Annotated in this window: 13 protein-coding genes and 1 tRNA gene; 6 read left to right on the top strand and 8 right to left on the bottom strand. The window is 68.2% G+C overall.

Annotated features, from left to right (window positions below; genetic code table 11):
- Positions 1-255 precede the first annotated feature (255 nt).
- From U1F38_RS13785 to trxB, 5 genes are all read right to left on the bottom strand, one after another.
- Positions 256-329 (bottom strand) — tRNA-Gly (locus tag U1F38_RS13785).
- Positions 330-344: 15 nt separating this feature from the next.
- Positions 345-1673, bottom strand: coding sequence for a hydroxysqualene dehydroxylase HpnE (gene hpnE / locus U1F38_RS13790; protein WP_409987785.1), 1329 nt, complete (start codon positions 1671-1673; stop codon positions 345-347).
- A 314-nt stretch (positions 1674-1987) separates the two neighbouring features.
- A complete protein-coding gene (gene hpnD / locus U1F38_RS13795) occupies positions 1988-2830 on the bottom strand; it encodes a presqualene diphosphate synthase HpnD (protein WP_409987645.1) in 843 nt (280 codons plus the stop codon).
- A 12-nt stretch (positions 2831-2842) separates the two neighbouring features.
- Entirely contained in the window at positions 2843-3700 is an 858-nt protein-coding gene (hpnC, locus tag U1F38_RS13800; RefSeq protein WP_409987646.1) for a squalene synthase HpnC, read from the bottom strand.
- 178 nt (positions 3701-3878) lie between these two features.
- On the bottom strand, positions 3879-4829 hold the full coding sequence (trxB, locus tag U1F38_RS13805; RefSeq protein ID WP_409987647.1) for a thioredoxin-disulfide reductase: 951 nt from the start codon (positions 4827-4829) through the stop codon (positions 3879-3881).
- A 159-nt stretch (positions 4830-4988) separates the two neighbouring features.
- Here trxB and U1F38_RS13810 point away from each other — a divergent pair, with 159 nt between their 5' ends.
- From U1F38_RS13810 to lolA, 3 genes are all read left to right on the top strand, one after another.
- Entirely contained in the window at positions 4989-5663 is a 675-nt protein-coding gene (locus U1F38_RS13810) for a Crp/Fnr family transcriptional regulator (RefSeq protein WP_409987648.1), read from the top strand.
- Positions 5664-5804: 141 nt separating this feature from the next.
- Positions 5805-8144 (top strand): DNA translocase FtsK, encoded by a 2340-nt coding sequence (locus U1F38_RS13815; protein WP_409987649.1) that lies wholly within the window; start codon positions 5805-5807, stop codon positions 8142-8144.
- A gap of 134 nt (positions 8145-8278) precedes the next feature.
- Positions 8279-8887: an outer membrane lipoprotein chaperone LolA gene (gene lolA, locus U1F38_RS13820; protein ID WP_409987650.1), complete on the top strand. Its 609-nt coding sequence runs from the start codon at positions 8279-8281 to the stop codon at positions 8885-8887.
- A 60-nt stretch (positions 8888-8947) separates the two neighbouring features.
- Here the strand turns inward: lolA and gluQRS are convergent, their stop codons facing one another.
- From gluQRS to U1F38_RS13835, 3 genes are all read right to left on the bottom strand, one after another.
- Positions 8948-10054 carry a tRNA glutamyl-Q(34) synthetase GluQRS gene (gene gluQRS, locus U1F38_RS13825; RefSeq protein WP_409987651.1) on the bottom strand — a complete coding sequence of 369 codons (1107 nt, stop codon included), beginning with the start codon at positions 10052-10054 and terminating at the stop codon, positions 8948-8950.
- A 215-nt stretch (positions 10055-10269) separates the two neighbouring features.
- Positions 10270-11358, bottom strand: coding sequence for an NAD(P)/FAD-dependent oxidoreductase (locus U1F38_RS13830; protein WP_409987652.1), 1089 nt, complete (start codon positions 11356-11358; stop codon positions 10270-10272).
- Between the two features lie 9 nt (positions 11359-11367).
- Positions 11368-12303 carry a LysR family transcriptional regulator gene (locus tag U1F38_RS13835; RefSeq protein WP_409987653.1) on the bottom strand — a complete coding sequence of 312 codons (936 nt, stop codon included), beginning with the start codon at positions 12301-12303 and terminating at the stop codon, positions 11368-11370.
- 92 nt (positions 12304-12395) lie between these two features.
- Between U1F38_RS13835 and U1F38_RS13840 the strand changes: the two genes are divergently transcribed.
- The 3 genes from U1F38_RS13840 (at position 12396) to dnaE (ending at position 17279) form a co-directional block, all read left to right on the top strand.
- Positions 12396-13097 carry a pirin family protein gene (locus U1F38_RS13840; protein ID WP_409987654.1) on the top strand — a complete coding sequence of 234 codons (702 nt, stop codon included), beginning with the start codon at positions 12396-12398 and terminating at the stop codon, positions 13095-13097.
- A 100-nt stretch (positions 13098-13197) separates the two neighbouring features.
- Positions 13198-13638 (top strand): DoxX family protein, encoded by a 441-nt coding sequence (locus U1F38_RS13845; RefSeq protein ID WP_409987655.1) that lies wholly within the window; start codon positions 13198-13200, stop codon positions 13636-13638.
- Between the two features lie 110 nt (positions 13639-13748).
- Entirely contained in the window at positions 13749-17279 is a 3531-nt protein-coding gene (gene dnaE, locus U1F38_RS13850) for a DNA polymerase III subunit alpha (protein ID WP_409987656.1), read from the top strand.
- Positions 17280-18104 lie beyond the last annotated feature (825 nt).

The raw sequence follows: 18104 nt of genomic DNA on the forward strand, positions 1-18104 counted from the left end.
AGGTCTGAGAGTGCCATGCTCTTGCTCCTGAACATGAGTCAGGAACCAGATGCTGGTCACGTCGACCTCGCCCCTCCATCAACAATCCGGAATCAGCCGCGCCCTCAAAAATGGACTTGTTTGTGGACTCAAAAGTCCCGGCTGTAGGCGGATCGCAGTGGACCACGGCAGAACATCAAAGAGAGGAAAAGTCTTTGTGTGGCAACGACTTGCAGACTCTCTTGGACTTCTGCGGAAGTCCGCAGATTGATGCAGTGGAGCGGGTGAAGGGAATCGAACCCTCGTATGAAGCTTGGGAAGCTGCCGTTCTGCCATTGAACTACACCCGCGTGCGAGGGGTGATTCTAGCTGAGCGTTGACGGCGTGGTGGCCGCGCGGACGGCGGCGATGCCGCTGCGCACGGCGCCTTCCAGCGTGGCGGGGTAGGGGCCGGCGATGTAGTCGCCGCAGGCCAGCAGGCCGGGTGCGATCGCTGCCGGCGGGCGTTGCAGCGCGGCCGTGCAGGCAAAGGTGGCGCGCCTTTCGGTGATGGTGAGCAGGGGCTGCACGGCCAGGCCCAGTTCGCGCTGCGCCTGCGCCACCACGGCGGCTTCGAGCGCCGGCCGTTCGCCGGTGCTGTCGCTGATGACGAAGGCCAGCAGGCGGGTCGAAGCGGCGGGGCCGGTGATGGCGTCGCGGTCGAACACGAACTGCGCCGGCGCGTCGCAGCCGCTGCGCAAGGCCAGCATCGGGGCGGGCAGCAAGCGGCGCGATGCGGGCGCCGCTGCGGCCTGGACATGGACGGTGGTGATGGCGCGGTGCGTCAGGCGGGCGGCGGCGGCGCTCCAGGTCCGCATGCCGATTGCTACATCATCAGGAGCGCCTTGCGCTGACTGGTCAAGCGCTGATGCGGCATTGGATGGGGAAGTGGCCCAGATGACCCGGTCGAAGTCCTGCTCGCCCACGCGCCAGTGCGGCGCCTGCCAGTGCAGTGCGTCGATGCGCTGGCCGGTGCGCACCGCTGCGCCGCGCTGGGCCAGCCAGCGTGCGGCGGCCTGGGGAAACAACGCACCCAGATCGACGCGCGGCAGCAGCAGGTTGGAGTGGCCGCGCCCGCCCAGCAGCGCGTCGTGCAGCACGCGCAGAAAGACGGGCCCGCTGGCCTGATCGACGGGGGTGTTCAGGGCGGCAACGCACAGCGGCTCGATGAACTCGGCGAGCAGGCGCGCGGGCAGGGAGCGACACAGGTCGGCCACGGTTCGATCAGGGGCGCAGGCAAAGCCGGCGCGCCGCCAGCCGATCGCCGTGCGCAGCAGCGCCAAGCGGTCGCTCCAGCGCCAGCCGCGCGCGCTCAGGATGCCCGCCAGCACATCGAGCGGCGCGGGCCAACTGGGCAGTTGCAGGCCGCTGCCATCGGCAAAACGCAGCACAAGCGGCACGCGCAGCAGGGCCTGGTCGGGGTCGATGCCGACGCAGCGCATCAGGCGCAGGCACTCGGTGTAGGCGCCGATCAGGATGTGCTGGCCGTTGTCCACCATCACCGTGCGCCCATCGGGCAGGCGCAGCGGCAGGCCGCGCGCGCGGCCACCGACCTGGCGCGCCGCCTCGAACACGGTGACGTGGTGGCCGGCCTGCACCGCGCGCACGGCCGCCGCCAGGCCGGCCCAGCCCGCGCCGACGATGGCGATGCGCAGCGGTGGGGTTGGTTGAGGATTCATGAGTCAAACAGTGCCGTATCGCGCATTCATCAAGCGCAAGCAGCTATAAAAACAGGAGTTGACGTCCATGGTGCCAGTCAACCGATCAAGCGGCCGCGGAGCAGGCCAAGCCAGCGAACGCCGTGCCCGGACCTGTGCCGGGCACTGGCGTTGTCCCCCCTCCAAGCGAAGCGCCAGAGAGGGGGCTGAGGTCTGCGGCTCCAGACCTGCCTGCGCAGGTCTGGACAGACCGAAGGGCCGCCGCCTCTGGCGGCGAGCACCGAGCCGCCTCAGCGGCGCAGGGGGGTGCGTCAAAACCTCCCCAGCGCCTGCATCTTCCAGGCCAGCCAGAACTTGCGCAGCGGCGTGAGGGCGATGCGTTGGTGCAGCACCTGAAAGTTGGCGGCCTCGATCTCGCGCAACAGGGTGCGGTAGATGCTGGCCATCATCAGGCCGGGCTTTTGCGCGCGGCGGTCGGCGGCGGGCAGCAGGGCCAGCGCCTCGTCATAGAGGCGATGCGCACGTTCGGCCTGAAAGCGCATCAGCGCCGTGAAGGGATCGGAGTATTGGCCCTTGAGGATGTCGTCGGCCTGCACCCCGAAGCGCTGCAGCTCGGCCACGGGCAGGTAGATGCGCTGGCGCCGCGCGTCTTCGCCCACGTCGCGGATGATGTTGGTGAGCTGAAACGCCAGGCCCAGCTTGTGCGCGTAGTCGGTGGTTTGCGGCTGGCTCTGGCCGAAGATGCGCGCCGACACCTCGCCCACCACGCCGGCCACCAAGTGGCAGTAGCGCTCGAGCTCGGCAAACTCGAAGTAGCGCGCCTGGTGCAGGTCCATCTGGCAGCCCTCGATCACGTCCAGCAACTGCCGCGGCTCGATGCCGTAGTCGCGCGCGCCGGGCATCAGCGCCTGCATCACCGGGTGGGTGGGCTTGCCCTCGAAGGCGCTGCGCACCTCGCCCTGCCACCAGGCCAGCTTGGCGGCGGCCACCTCGGGGTCGTGCACCTCGTCCACCACGTCGTCCACCTCGCGGCAAAACGCGTAGAACGCCGTGATGGCGGCGCGCCGGGGCGGGGGCAGAAAGAGAAATGCGTAGTAAAAGCTGCTGCCCGAGGCGACGGCTTTTTGCTGGACGTAATCTTGCGGCGTGCTCACGGGGGGCGATTGTCACATTCGCAGCATGCGCCAGACGATTGCGGGGGCGTCGGCGGCGTGCAGGCGGGGGCGCTGGAGCAGCGCCTGCGCGCCCATGGCTTCGACCTTGTCCAGCACGCGCAAACCGCCCTGCACCACGGCGCGCAGCTCCCAGCCGGCGCGGCCGGGGATGCGGTGCACGAGTTTGGTGCCTTTGAGCATGGTTTCCCTTGCCTGATGGGCGCAGGCAGCTATTAATTTTGTACTCTTCTCGTCGGCTCGCAGCGCACCGAATTGCGCCGACGGGTCGCTGACGGCGATGCCGTGCGCGGTGCATTCGGCCAGCGGCAGGTAGTAGCGTCCGCGCGGGATGTCCACCGACAGGTCTTGCCAGAAGTTGATGAGTTGCAGGGCGGTGCAGATGGCGTCGCTTTGTTGCAGCGACGCCGCGTCTTGCACGCCATACAAATGCAGCAGCAGCCGGCCGATGGGGTTGGCCGAGCGGCGGCAGTAGTCCAGCAAGGCGGCCATGTCGGGGTAGGCGGCGCCCGCCTGCGTCATCACCACGTCCTGCTCGAAGGCCGACAGCAGGTCTTCGAGCGGCGCCAGCGGCAGGGCAAAGGCGCGGATTTGTGCGGCCAGCGGCCCGAACACCTGCGGCCAGCGGCCGTTGGACTGCACCCGGCCCGCAGCGGCCGCATGCAGGTCGCGACGATAGTCGGCCAGCGCGGCCAGGCGCTCGGCGGCGCCGGCATCGCCCTCATCGGCCAGGTCGTCGGCCGTGCGGGCAAAGTGGTAGATGGCGGCAATGGGCGCGCGCAGGCGCGGCGGGCACAGCCAGGAGGCGACCGGGAAGTTTTCGTAATGCTCGATGCGCTGGGATGGGGGCATGGATGCGGACGTCGTGCGCTTCGGTCGGCTTTTGTGCCCCGCAGCGCTTGAACTCAAAGGATCGGAAGGCCGCGAAGCAGGCCACGCCAGCGGACACCGTGGCCGGACCTGCGCCGGCCACCGGTGCTGTCCCCCTCCCGCAGGAGAGGAGGAGGGCGCGCAGCGACGCAGGGGGTGTTCAGCCTTCCTGCTCCAGAAAGCGCTGCGCATCCAGCGCCGCCATGCAGCCGGTGCCCGCGCTGGTGATGGCCTGGCGGTACACGTGGTCCTGCACGTCGCCGGCGGCAAATACCCCCGGCACGCTGGTTTGCGTGGCCATGCCCTGCAGGCCGCCCTGGGTGCGGATGTAGCCATGCTCCATGTCGAGTTGGCCGTTGAAGATTTCGGAGTTGGGCGCGTGGCCGATGGCGATGAAGCAGCCCTTGAGCGCGATGTCCTCGGTTTGGCCGCTGTCCACGTGGCGGATGCGGATGCCGGTGACGCCGCTGGCGTCGCCCAGTACCTCATCCAGCACGAAAAAGGTCTTGAGCACGATCTTGCCGGCAGCCACTTTTTCCATCAGCTTGTCGATCAGGATGGGCTCGGCACGGAACTTGTCGCGCCGGTGCACCAGGGTGACTTTTCGCGCGATGTTGGATAGATACAACGCTTCTTCCACTGCGGTATTGCCCCCGCCGATGACGCAAACGTCCTGCTCGCGGTAGAAGAAACCATCACAGGTGGCGCAGGCCGAAACACCCCGGCCCTTGAAGGATTCTTCGGACGGCAGGCCCAGGTATTTGGCCGAAGCGCCGGTGGCGATGATCAGGCTGTCGCAGGTGTAGGTGCCGCTGTCGCCGGTGAGGGTGAAGGGGCGTTTGGACAGATCGGCCGTGTGGATGTGATCGAACACGATTTCGGTCGAAAAGCGCTCTGCGTGGGCCTGAAAGCGCTGCATCAGCTCCGGCCCCTGCACGCCGTCGACGTCGGCGGGCCAGTTGTCCACGTCGGTGGTGGTCATCAGCTGGCCGCCCTGCGCCATGCCGGTGACGAGCAGCGGTTTGAGGTTGGCGCGTGCGGCGTAGACGGCGGCCGAATAGCCGGCGGGGCCGGAGCCGAGAATGAGGACTTTGGCGTGGCGGGTGGGCATGGGTGATCGAGGATGGAGGGCCAAAAACGGGGACTGGCCGGCGCCAGACCGTTCCCTTGTGGGGCGTCGGGGCTTGGAGCGCTTGCCGTGCGCGGCGATAATGCTCCCATTTTAAGAATAAGAACCGATTGAATCATTCGATCGAAGGAGAATGCCCGCATGACGATGTTGACGAGTCTGGACTTGATTCGCCGAGTCCCGCTGTTTTCGATGCTGACAGATGCCCAGGCGGTGACGGTGGCTGATGGCGTGGTCAAGCGTCGCTTCAAGCGCGGCGAGATGATCGTCGAGCAGGGCAAGAAGACCAACGCCCTGTTCATCCTGCTGAACGGGCGCGCGCGCGTGGTGAGCACCGACAGCCGCGGGCGCGAGGTGATCCTGGCCACGTTGCAACCGGGCGACCACATCGGCGAGATGAGCCTGATCGACAACGAGCCGCACTCGGCCACCGTGCGTGCCGAGGTGCAGACCGACGTGCTGATGCTGGGGCGCGCCGAGTTTGCCCGCTGCCTGCCCGAAAATTCGTCCATGGCCTACGCCGTCATGCGCGGCCTGGTGCAGCGCCTGCGCCACGCCGACCGCAAGATCGAGTCGCTGGCGCTGCTGGACGTGTATGGCCGGGTGGCGCGCGCGCTGCTGGAGTTTTCGGTCGACGACGGGCAGGGCGGGCGCGTGATCCGCGAGAAGATCTCGCGCCAGGACATCGCCAAGATGGTGGGCGCCTCGCGCGAGATGGTCAGCCGCGTGATGAAGGACCTCGAGGAGCGCGGCCACGTGCAGACGCTGGACAACGGATCGATCCTCATCAAGGACCAGCTGCATTCCGTCGGGTGAGGTGAAAGAGCCCCGGTTGCGCCGCGCGCCGCGCTGATGCGCGGGGCCTCGATGATGGGCGGGCTTGAACGAGGAACGCCAGCGCCGGGGCCGAACCCGCCCGCATTGGCGTTAAGCTCGTGACTTGCAGTCGATTGATTCATGGCCTATCCCCTCAATACCTTCAACGCCGACGAGCGCGCGCCCCTGCCGCGCACGTCCGTGCAGCGCTTTGCGCAAGAAATCGCCCTGGTGATCGGCCTGGCGCTGATCATCTTTCTGACGCTGGCGCTTGCCAGCTATTCGTCCAGGGACCTGGCGTGGTCCACTTCGGGCGCGGGCGGGCCGGTGCGCAACTGGGCCGGCATGCTGGGCGCGTGGCTGGCCGATTTCCTGTATGTCTTGCTGGGCTTCTCGGCCTGGTGGCTGGTGGCGGTGGCGGTGCACGCCTGGGTCGGCACCCTGCTGCGCTGGATGCACGGCCAGGCCGGCCAGGGGGAGCGCAAGCCCCTGTCGCCCTGGGGCCTGCTGGCCTCGGTGCGCTGGTCCTTCTGGGTGGGCCTGGCGCTGGTGCTGGCCGCCAGCACGGGGCTGGAGTGGAGCCGCCTGTACCGCCTGGACGACGCCCTGCCCGGCGCGGCCGGCGGGGTGCTGGGCTACGTGGGCGGGCCGCTGGCGCTCAAGTGGCTGGGCTTTACCGGCTCCACCCTGCTGGGCATCGCGGCGCTGGTGGTCGGCGTGGCGCTGCTGTTTCGCTTTTCGTGGGGGCGCGTGGCCGAGCACATCGGCGCGGCGCTGTACACGCTGGTGGAGCGGCGCCGCTCGCGCAAGGCCATCGCCGAGGACGTCGAGCTGGGCCGCCAGGCCACGCGCGAGCGCGACGTGGTGCTGACGCATGAGCGCGAGGTGGTGCAGGAGCAGCCGCCCGCGCCGATGCTGATTGAGCCCACGGTGACCGAAGTGCCCAAGAGCGAGCGCGTGATCAAGGAAAAGCAAAAGCCCTTGTTCACCGAGCTGCCCGACAGCAAGCTGCCGCAGGTGGACCTGCTCGACGGCGCGGTGGCGCGCCAGGAAACCGTGGCGCCCGAGACGCTGGAGATGACCAGCCGGCTGATCGAGAAAAAGCTCAAGGACTTCGGCGTCGAGGTGAAGGTGGTGGCCGCCGCGCCGGGCCCCGTCATCACGCGCTACGAGATCGAGCCGGCCACGGGCGTCAAGGGCTCGCAAGTGGTCAACCTGGCCAAGGATCTGGCGCGCTCGCTGTCGCTGGTCTCCATCCGCGTGATCGAGACCATCCCGGGCAAAAACTACATGGCCCTCGAATTGCCCAACGCGCGGCGCCAGTCGATCCGCCTGTCCGAGATCCTGGGCTCGCAGGTCTACAACGACGCCAAGAGCCTGCTGACCGTGGGCCTGGGCAAGGACATCATCGGCAACCCGGTGGTTGCCGACCTGGCCAAGATGCCGCACGTGCTGGTGGCCGGCACCACCGGCTCGGGCAAGTCGGTGGGCATCAACGCCATGATCCTGAGCCTGCTGTACAAGGCCGAGCCCAAGGACGTGCGCCTGCTCATGATCGACCCCAAGATGCTGGAGATGTCGGTCTACGAGGGCATTCCGCAACTGCTGGCGCCCGTGGTCACCGACATGAAGCAGGCCGCCAACGGCCTGAACTGGTGCGTGGCCGAGATGGAGCGACGCTACAAGATCATGAGCAAGGCCGGCGTGCGCAACGTGGCCGGCTTCAACCAGAAGATCGACGAAGCCAAGGCGCGCGGCGAGTTCATCTACAACCCCTTCAGCCTCACGCCCGAGGACCCCGAGCCACTGGACCGCCTGCCGCACATCGTCGTCGTGATCGACGAGCTGGCCGATTTGATGATGGTGGTGGGCAAGAAGATCGAGGAGCTGATCGCGCGCCTGGCGCAAAAGGCGCGCGCCGCCGGCATCCACCTGATTTTGGCCACGCAGCGCCCCAGCGTGGACGTGATCACGGGCCTGATCAAGGCCAACATCCCCACGCGCATCTCGTTTCAGGTCAGCAGCAAGATCGACAGCCGCACCATCCTCGACCAGATGGGCGCCGAGGCCCTGCTGGGCATGGGCGACATGCTGTACCTGCCCAGCGGCACGGGGCTGCCGATCCGCGTGCACGGCGCCTTCGTCAGCGACGAGGAGGTGCACCGCGTGGTGGACTACCTCAAGAGCCAGGGCGAGCCCAACTACGTCGAGGGGGTGCTGGAAGGCGGCACCGTCGATGGCGAGGAGGGCGGCCTTGGCGGCGGCGAGGACAGCGGCGGCGAGAAGGACCCCATGTACGACCAGGCCGTCGAGGTGGTGCTGAAAAACCGCAAGGCCAGCATCTCGCTGGTGCAGCGGCATCTCAAGATCGGCTACAACCGCGCCGCGCGCCTGGTCGAGGACATGGAAAAGGCGGGGCTGGTGAGCGCCATGACGGCCGACGGCAAGCGCGACATCCTGGTGCCGGCGCGGGCGGAGTGAGGCATTTGTCTCTTTCCGGCAAGCCGATGTATCGACCGGTTGCCGGGCTGAACCTTCCGGACTTTTGCACGATCCGAACGCCCATGAAATCCAGCATCCCACGATTTGCGCGGCGCTTTGGCGCCGCTTTGTCCATGTTGGCCTTGACGGCCTCCCTCGCCTGGGCCGACGGCCTGGGCAGCCTGCAAGCCTTCATCCAGAACACCCGCAGCGGCCGCGCCGACTTCACGCAGACGGTGACCGCGCCCCCGCGGGACGGCAAGCCGGGACGCGTCAAGACTTCCAGCGGCGCGTTCGAGTTTCAGCGCCCGGGAAAATTTCGCTTTGACTACAAGAAGCCCTTTGTGCAGACCATCGTGGCCGACGGCAAGACGCTGTGGCTGTACGACGCCGACCTGAACCAGGTGACCGAGCGCCAGCAGGCGCAGGTGCTGGGGCAAACGCCCGCCGCGCTGATTGCCGAGGCGACCGATTTGCGCGCATTGCAGGCCGACTTCACGCTCACTGCCGAGCCCGCACGCGATGGCCTGCAATGGGTCAAGGCCCTGCCCAAGGCCAAGGACGGCCAGCTGCAGCAGGTGCAGGTGGGCTTTGACGGCGACAAGCTGGCGGCGCTGGAGATTCTGGACAGCTTTGGCCAGCGCTCGGTGCTCACCTTCGGCGCGATGCAGCTCAACCCGCAACTGCCCGCCAGCGCGTTCGAGTTCAAGCCGCCGGCCGGGGCGGATGTGCTCAGGCAATAAGGCGTCAGGCGTTAGAGGCCAGACGTCAGTTGGCAGTTGGCAGTTGGCAGTTGGCAGTCTTCAGCAATACCGGTCTTGCCAGGCGGGGATCCAGCTTGCCAGCAGCTCGGTGACGTTGCCGGCGTCCCTGCCTGAGTGCAAATCCAGGTGATTGGCCGCCGCGCGCAGGGCCTGGGTGGGGTCGCTCAAGTCCAGCGCCTGCGCGCCGTTTTGCTTGCTCAGTTTTTCACCGTCCGCGCCCAGCACCAGCGGCGTGTGCAGATAGCGGGGCGTGGGCAGGCCCAGGGCGGTTTGCAGGGCGATCTGGCGCGCGGTGTTGTCGGCCAGGTCCTCGCCGCGCACCACGTGCGTGATGCCTTGCGCGGCGTCGTCCACCACCACGGCCAGTTGATACGCCCACAGCCCGTCGGCGCGCCTCAGCACGAAGTCGCCCACCTCGGCCGACAGGTGCTGCTGCTGCGCGCCCAGGCGGCGGTCGTGCCAGTGGATGGTGGCGGCAGATGCTTCACTATTGATAGCTGTTTGCGCCGTGTGGACGGGCGCTGCAGGCTGATTTTTGTCAAATCGAACGTCGCTGGACTTTGGAGACGCGCCCTCACCCCAACCCTCTCCCGGAGGGAGAGGGGGCAAGACTGCCGGGGCCGATCGCCCTCGCCCCTCTGGGGAGAGGGAGGGGTGAGGGGCAACTGCGCCACGCAAACCGGTCAGGCCGTTTTGTTCCAGCCGTTCGGTGTGCAGGCGCCACGCGCGCGGCGCGCGCCCGTGCAGGCCGCCGCGCTCCGGGCGGCAGGTGCCGGGGTAGGGCAGCTCGCGCCCGCGCTGGCGCGTGATGCCGGCGGCGGCCTGGGCCCGCTCGATGTCCTGGCGCGAGCAGGCGCAGGGGTAGGCCAGGCCGGCGGCGATCAGTCGATCCAGCGCGGCCTGGTAGGCCGCCGCGCGGGTGGATTGCCACAGCGGCGGTGCGTCGGGCACCAGGCCGCAGCGCGCCAGTTGCTGCAGGATCTGCCGGTCGGCGCCGGGCACGCAGCGCGGCGTGTCCACGTCCTCGACGCGCACCAGCCAGCGCCCGCCGTGGGCGCGCGCGTCCAGCCAACTGGCGAGGGCCGCCACCAGCGAGCCGGCGTGCAGCAAGCCGGTGGGCGAGGGGGCGAAGCGGCCGATGTACATGAAGAAGTTCAGCGTTGGGCGTTGAGCGTTCAGCGTGAACTTCCGAAGCACTGACCCCGTCAACACGCTCAACGCTCAACGCTCAACGCTCAACGCTCAACGCTCAACGCTCAACGCTCAACGCTCAACGCTCAACGCTCAACGCTCAACGCTCAACGCTCAACGCTCAACGCTCAACGCTCAACGCTCAACGCTCAACGCTCAACGCTCAACGCTCAACGCTCAACCTCCCCAAGCACGGTCAGCGCCAGCTCCAGGCCGGAGACAAAAGCGTCTTCGACCCGCTGGCCCAGGCACCAGTCGCCGCACAGGCCGATGCCCAGCGCGGCGTCCCACACGAAGGGCCGGCCCAGCGCCTGCACGGTGCGGGCGTGGGGCCACAGCCGCGCCTGTGCGTGGCTGGGCGTGGCGCGGATGCCGGTGACTTCGGCAAAGGCCTTTTGCAGCTTGGCGGCCACGCGCTGGGGGTCGTCGCCCGCGTGCTCCTGCGACCAGGCGCTGCTGGCCTGCACCGTCCAGCGCTCGATGCCGCCGCGCTGCGGCTTGCTTGACTCGCGCGCCAGCCAGGCAATGCGGTGGTGCGTGCTGCGCGCCGCGTTCCACTGCGGGCCCAGGGTGTACAGGCCGGGCTGCGATGCCTGCGCAAAGGCCAGCATCAGCGTCCAGCAGGGGGCCATCTCGACCGCTTGCAGGCTTGGCGCCAGGGCGCTGGTTTGCTCTGATGTCGATAGCAGCTCGCGCACGTCGGGTGCGGGGGTGGCAAACAAAACGGTTTCAAATGTCGAATCGACAGGGGGCGTGTTGCCCGGCCCTTGCAGGCGCAACTGCCAGCCGCCGCGGCCGGCGCGCGCCAGCCCCAGCACGCGCGTGCTCAGCCGCAGACGAGCGGCGGCGCGCAGCGGCTCGGCCCAGCACTGCGCCAGCGCGCCCATGGTGGGGGTGGCCACCCAGTGCGCCTCGCTGGCGGGCGGGGCGGCCTCGAGCTGGCGGCCGTGCTCGTCGCGCACGCGCACGGCGCTGGCGCTCCAGCGCCGGGCCACGCCGGGCGCGGCCGTCTCCAGCGCCTGGCCAAAGCGCGCGTCGCGCACGGTGAAGTACTGCGCCCCGCCGTCAAAGCTGCCGAAGGGCGAGTCGCTGGAGGCCGTGCGCCCGCCCACCTGCGGCGCGGCCTCCAGCAGCGTCACGTCATGCCCGGCCTGCATCAGCGTGCGCGCGCAGGCCAGTCCGGCGATGCCGGCGCCGATGACGGCGATGCGTTGGGACGGGGAGGCTTGGGGGCGCGGGTGGGGGCGGTGGCGGCTCATGCGGCAACTCTACACGCTCGCCGGGCCGTCCAGCAGCGCGCGGCGGGTGATGGGGCGCTCCAGCTGGTGCAGCCACCACGACAGGGCCTTGCCCGGCGCGGCCTGCGCCGGCCAGGCGTAGTGCAGCGTGGCGGTGCGCGTGCTGCGCTCCACGCGCCGCGCCACCAGTTGCCCGCTGGCCAGGCTGGCCCGCGCCAGCGGCTCGGGCAAAAAGCCCACGCCCAGGCCGCGCAGGTGGGCGTCCAGCTTGGCTTGCAGGCTGGCGACGGTGAGCGCCTCCTGGCCCGCCAGCAGGCCGAATGACAGCGTGGTGCTGCCCGGTGCCGAGTCGGCCACCACGATGGCGCGGTGCTTGAGCAGATCGCTGTCCGACAGCGGCTCGGGCACGCGAGCCAGCGGGTGCGTGGGCGCGATGGCGTAGACAAAGCGCACTTGGCCCAGCGGCCGGGCCCGCAGGTTGGCGGCGCTGGCGGGCTCCAGCGTCACGCCCAGCGCCAGGTCGGCCTGGCCGGAGGTCAGCGCGCTCAGCGTGCCGCTCAGGATTTCAGAGCGCAAGCGCAAGCGCGTGGGCGGGCTCAAGGCGTAGAAATCGCAACACAGGTCCATCAGCACGGCCTGCGAGACCACGCCGTCCACGGCCAGCGTGAGCTCGGGCTCCCAGCCGGTGGCCACGCGCTGCACGCGCCGCACCAGGGTGTCCACCTCCTGGCGCAGGCGCTCGCCCTGGGCCAGCAGCTCCACCCCGGCGGGCGTGGGGCGGGCCTGGCGGTGGCTGCGGTCGAACAGCAGCACGTCCAGCGCGTCCTCGATCTGGCGCACCCGGTAGGTCAGGGCGCTGGGCACCAGGCCCAGCTCGCGCGCGGCCCCGGCAAAGCTGCCGGTGCGCGCAATGGCGTGCAGCAGGCGAAAGGCTTCGGGGGTGAGGACATCGGCGGAATCAGCCATGAATCATTCAAATTTGTTGAATGATGCCATCAAAACCGTTCACCCACGCCAATGGCACCGGCGCCGACAATTCCCTCACCAAGGAGTTGACCATGATCAAGATCAGAAAATCCGGCGAGCGTGGTTTTGCCGACCACGGCTGGCTCAAGTCCCACCACAGCTTCTCGTTTGCCGACTATTACGACCCCCGGCACATGGGCTGGGGCAATCTGCGTGTCATCAACGAAGACCGCATCGCGCCCGGCGCGGGCTTTGGCACGCACGGCCACCGCGACATGGAAATCATCAGCTATGTGCTGGAGGGCGAATTGGCCCACCAGGACAGCATGGGCAACGTGGTGGCGATTCCGCCCGGCGACGTGCAGCGCATGAGCGCCGGCAGCGGCGTGCAGCACAGCGAGTTCAACCACGCCCAGGGCCAGACCACGCACTTTCTGCAAATCTGGATCGAGCCCGACCAGCGCGGCGTGGCACCCAGCTATGAGCAAAAGAGCGTGCCTGCCGTTGAAAAACGCGGCCGGCTGCGCCTGATTGCCGCCCGGCAACCCGACGCCGGCACGGTAACGATCCATGCGGACGCGCGCGTCTATGCCGGCCTGATCGACGGCGCGCAACAAGCCCGCCTGCCGCTCAATTCGGCGCGCAAGGCCTACGTGCACGTGGTGCGCGGCGCGCTGCACGTCAACGGCCAGGCGCTGGCCGCCGGCGACGCGGCGCTGCTGGCCGACGAAGCCGCCATCGCGCTGGACCATGGCCGGGACGCCGAGGTGCTGGTGTTCGATCTGGCGCCGTAGTTACGAATTAAATCAGGCTGTAGCGCCCGCCAATCAAGCGCAGGCAGCTATCAAATCGATATTTCTCAACCCTTCACTCCAAGCAAAAAGGACTTTCACCATGAACGCATTGCAAAACCCCGTGGCCCTGCTGGGCCGCCTGCTGATCGCCGCCCTGTTCATCCCGGCCGGCATCGCCAAGATCGGCGGCTTTGCCGGCACGGCCGGCTACATCGCATCCAAGGGCCTGCCGATGCCCGAGCTCGGCGCGGTGATCGCCATCCTCGTCGAGGTCGGCGTCGCCGCGGCCTTGCTGATCGGCTTCAAGGCGCGCTGGGCCGCGCTGGTGCTGGCGCTGTTCACGCTGGTGGCGGCCGCAATCTTTCACAACTTCTGGACACTGCCGGCCGATCAGCAGATGGTGCAGCAGCTGATGTTCACCAAGAACATCGCCATCGTCGGCGGCCTGCTGGCCTTCGTCGCCTTTGGCGCCGGCGCGTTCAGCCTGGACGCGCGCCGTGCCGAGACGTCAGCGTCCGCGCGAGCCGCGGCCGCCGCGTAAGACAAACCCCCGGCATGCCGGGGGTTTTCTGCCCCGTGTACCAGAGGCTGAAGGGGGCGCGATGCAGTTGGCGGGCGTGGTGGCTGGGCGACTTGTCCGACAATCGGGCCATGTTTGTTCACCTGCGCCTGCATACCGAATTTTCCGTGGTCGATGGTACGACCCGCATCGACGACATCGTCCAGGCCGCCGCGGCCGACGGCCAGGGCGCGCTGGCCATCACCGACTGGGGCAACCTGTTCGGCGCGGTCAAGTTCTACAAGGCGGCGCGCGGGGCGGGGCTCAAGCCCTTGCTGGGGGCCGAGATCCTGCTGGACGGCCTGGCCGGCGAGGCGCCCGCGCGCGTGCTGCTGCTGGTGCAAAACCATGCGGGCTACCTGAATCTGTCGCAACTGCTGACCCTGGCCTGGACCGAGGGGGTCAGCAAGGGCCAGGCCATCGTGCAGTGGGACTGGCTGCGCACGCATGCCGAGGGCCTGCTGCTGCTGTCGGGCGCGCAGGCCGGGCCGCTGGGCCCCAGCCTGCTGCAGGGCGATGCGCCCGCTGCCAGTGCGATCGCACTGCAACTGGCCGAGGCCTTTCCGCACCGCTTTTATCTGGAACTGCAACGCGCCGGCCGCCCGGATGACGAGGCGCACGTGGCGGCCGCCGTGCAACTGGCCGCGCGCCTGGCGTTGCCGGTGGTGGCCACGCACCCGGTGCAGTTTCCGACCGCCGATGACTACGAGGCGCACGAGGCGCGCGTGTGCATTGCCGACGGCGAAATCCTGGGCAACCCGCGGCGCGTGCGGCGCTTCACCCCCGAGCAGTATTTCAAGAGCAGCGCGCAGATGGCCGAGCTGTTTGCTGACGTGCCCTCGGCGCTGGCCAACACGGTGCAGATCGCCCAGCGCTGCAGCCTGACGCTGGTGCTGGGCAAGCCGCAATTGCCCAACTTTCCGGTGCCCGCGGGGCACACCATCGAGACGTATTTCAGGCACGCCTCGCAGGAGGGGCTGGAAGAGCGCCTGGCGCACCTGTATCCCGATGCGGCCCGGCGCGATGCCGAGCGCCCCCGCTATCAGCAACGCCTGGACTTCGAGATCGACACCATCCTGAAGATGGGCTTTCCGGGCTACTTTCTGATCGTGGGCGACTTCATCAACTGGGCCAAGCAAAACGCCTGCCCGGTGGGGCCGGGGCGCGGCTCGGGCGCGGGCTCGCTGGTGGCCTATGCGCTCAAGATCACCGACCTGGACCCGCTGCAATACAAGCTGCTGTTCGAGCGCTTTCTGAATCCCGAGCGCGTGTCGATGCCCGACTTCGACATCGATTTTTGCCAGGCCAACCGCGACCGCGTGATCGACTACGTCAAGGACAAGTACGGGCGCGATGCGGTCAGCCAGATCGCCACCTTCGGCACCATGGCCGCGCGCGCGGCGATTCGCGACGTGGGGCGCGTGCTGGACATGAGCTACACCTTCTGCGACGGCATCAGCAAGCTCATCCCCAACAAGCCGGGCAAGCCGGTCACGATCCAGTATCCGCCGCCGGGCCTGTCGGGCGAGGACAAGGAAAAGTACGCCATTGCCGCCGAGCCCATGCTGGCCGCGCGCATCAAGGGCGAGGAAGAGGTGCGCACCCTGGTCGAGCTGGCGCAAAAGCTGGAGGGCATGACGCGCAACATCGGCATGCATGCGGGTGGCGTGCTGATTGCCCCCGGCAAGCTGACCGACTTTGGGCCGCTGTACCAGCAGCCGGGCAGCGACTCGGCCGTGAGCCAGTACGACAAGGACGACGTCGAGGCCGTGGGCCTGGTCAAGTTCGACTTTCTGGGCCTGGCCACGCTCACCATCCTGGAGCTGGCGCGTCAGTTCATCATCGCGCGCCACCCCGGCCAGCAGGACTTTGCCTACGAGAACATCGCGCTTGACGACCGCGCCACCTACGAGCTGTTTCAGCAGGGCCGCACCGAGGCCGTGTTCCAGTTTGAAAGCCGCGGCATGCAGGGCATGCTGCGCGACGCCAAGCCCACGCGGCTGGAAGACCTGATCGCCCTCAACGCCCTGTACCGCCCCGGCCCGATGGACCTGATCCCCAGCTTTGTCGCGCGCAAGCACGGGCGCGAGCCGGTGGAGTACCCGCACCCGCTGGTGGCCGAGATGCTCTCCGAGACCTACGGCATCATGGTCTATCAGGAGCAGGTGATGCAGACCGCGCAGATCCTGGGCGGCTACAGCCTGGGCGGGGCTGATTTGCTGCGCCGCGCCATGGGCAAGAAAAAGGTCGAGGAGATGGCCAAGCACCGCGCCATCTTCCGCGAGGGCGCGGCCAAGAACGGCATTGGCGAGGGCAAGGCCGACGAGATTTTCGATTTGATGGAGAAGTTCGCCGGCTACGGCTTCAACAAGTCGCACGCCGCCGCCTACTCGCTGCTGGCCTATCACACCGGCTGGCTGAAGGTGCACTACACGGCCGAGTTCTACTGCGCCAACATGACGGTGGAAATGGACAACACCGACAAGCTCAAGGTGTTGCATGAAGACGCGCTGCGCGAGGGCATGACGTTCGAGCCGCCGGACGTCAACCGCGGCGGCTACCGCTTCGAGCCCGTGGGCGACCAGTTGATCCGCTACGGCCTGGGCGCCATCAAGGGCACGGGCCAACAGGCCATCGAAGCCATCGTGGCCGCGCGCGAAGGCCGCGGCGCCGGCGCGGCGGGCGAGGAGGCCGGCCCCTTCAAGAGTCTGTTCGACTTTTGCCGCCGCATCGACCGCACGCGCGTCAACAAGCGCACGGTGGAGGCGCTGGTGCGCGCCGGCGCCTTTGACAGCCTGCAGCAAAACCGCGCGCAGCTCGCCGCGGCCATCGACCTGGGCTTCGAGTTTGCCGCCGCCAGCGAGGCCAACCAGAACCAGGGCGGCCTGTTCGACATGCTGGACGACAGCCAGGGCTCCAGCACGCAGGAGCCCGAGCTGCCCACCGTGACGCCCTGGGGCACGCGCGAGCGCCTGTCCTTCGAGAAAGCCGCCATCGGCTTCTATCTGTCAGGCCACCTGTTCGACGAATGCGAGCGCGAGGTGCGCCAGTTCGTGCGCCGCCTGCTTGCCGACGTGTCCGATGGCCGCGAGCCCCAACTGCTGGCCGGCATCGTGGGCGATCTGCGCGTCATCAACGGCCAGCGCGGCCGCCTGGCCCTGTTCAAGCTGGACGACAAGAGCGCGTCGCTGGACGCGCGTGCCGACGAGGCCTTGATCAATGCGCACCGCCACCTGCTCAAGGACGACGAGCTCATCATCGTGCAGGCCAAGGCCATGCCCGACCGCTTTTCGGGGGGGGTGCAACTCAACATCACGCAGATCTGGGATCTGCCCAGCGCGCGCTGCCGCTTCGGCAAGTTCCTGCGCGTGGCCGCGGGCGGCAAGCCGCCCGACGTGGCGCGCCTGCTGGCCGACTTTCCGCCCCGTCGCGAAAGCACCGAAGCGGGCGACATCTGGCACGGCCTGCCCGTGCGCCTGCTGCTGGAGCGCCGCCAGGGCGGCGCCGGCGTGATGGCGCAATTGCAACTGGGCGAGCAGGCCCAGTTCTACCCCAGCGACGCAGCGCTGGCGGGCTGGATGGCGCAGGCGGATGAGGGGCGGGCGCAGGTGGTGTACGAGTAGGGCGGAGTTTTTCTCCCTCGCCCCTCTGGGGAGAGGGCTGGGGTGAGGGGCTGGGCGTTGGATTTTGCGACAGTGGTTTGATGCTTGGCTGGCGCCGCAAGCACCTGCTGGCCGGGATGTGCGCCCGGCGGCGCACCTCCTTTTCTTGTACGCACAAGAAAAGGAGGCAAAAGGTCGCGAAGCGGGGTTCGCTCACTTCGCGCAGTGAAGTTATGCGAACACAAAGCGCCCCCACGTCTGCGACCCCTGCGCTTCGCTTCGGGGCAAACCTGCGCCGCAACGCTTGCGGGGTGCGCCGCAGAACTCGCTGCGTTCACTTCGTTCACTGCGCTCAAACAACCGCGGCGAGTCAGTCCACGAAGCGCGTGCATGCTGCGCTGCACGCGCCACCCCGCAAGCGCCGCGCCGCAGGCGCAGCCTCAAGGGGGTGGAAAAACCATTCGGGCCATCGCTGCGCTCGGCCCCGGTTGGCGGTTTGCCCGGGCCGAGCGCAGCGATGGCCCGTATTGGGGTTCAACTCCCCTCTGGCCGTGCCGAGAAGCGCAGGGCGTGGGGCGGGCATGGGCAACGCAGTATGCCCATGCATCGTGGACTGACTTGCTGCGGTTGTCTGAGCGCAGTGAACGAAGTGAACGCAGCGAGTTCCGCAGCACCGCCCCAGGCGCGAGCATCGCAGGTTGCCCGAAGCGAAGCGAAGGGACACGGCCAGTGGGGTCGCCTTTTCTTTGCCTACTTTCTTTTGGCGACGCAAAAGAAAGCAGGTGCGCCGCCGGGCGCACATCCCGGCCAGCGGAAAAATGCAGCGCCAACCAAGCATCGAACAAC

Source organism: Ottowia sp., from assembly GCF_046348305.1.
Taxonomy (GTDB): domain Bacteria; phylum Pseudomonadota; class Gammaproteobacteria; order Burkholderiales; family Burkholderiaceae_C; genus Ottowia.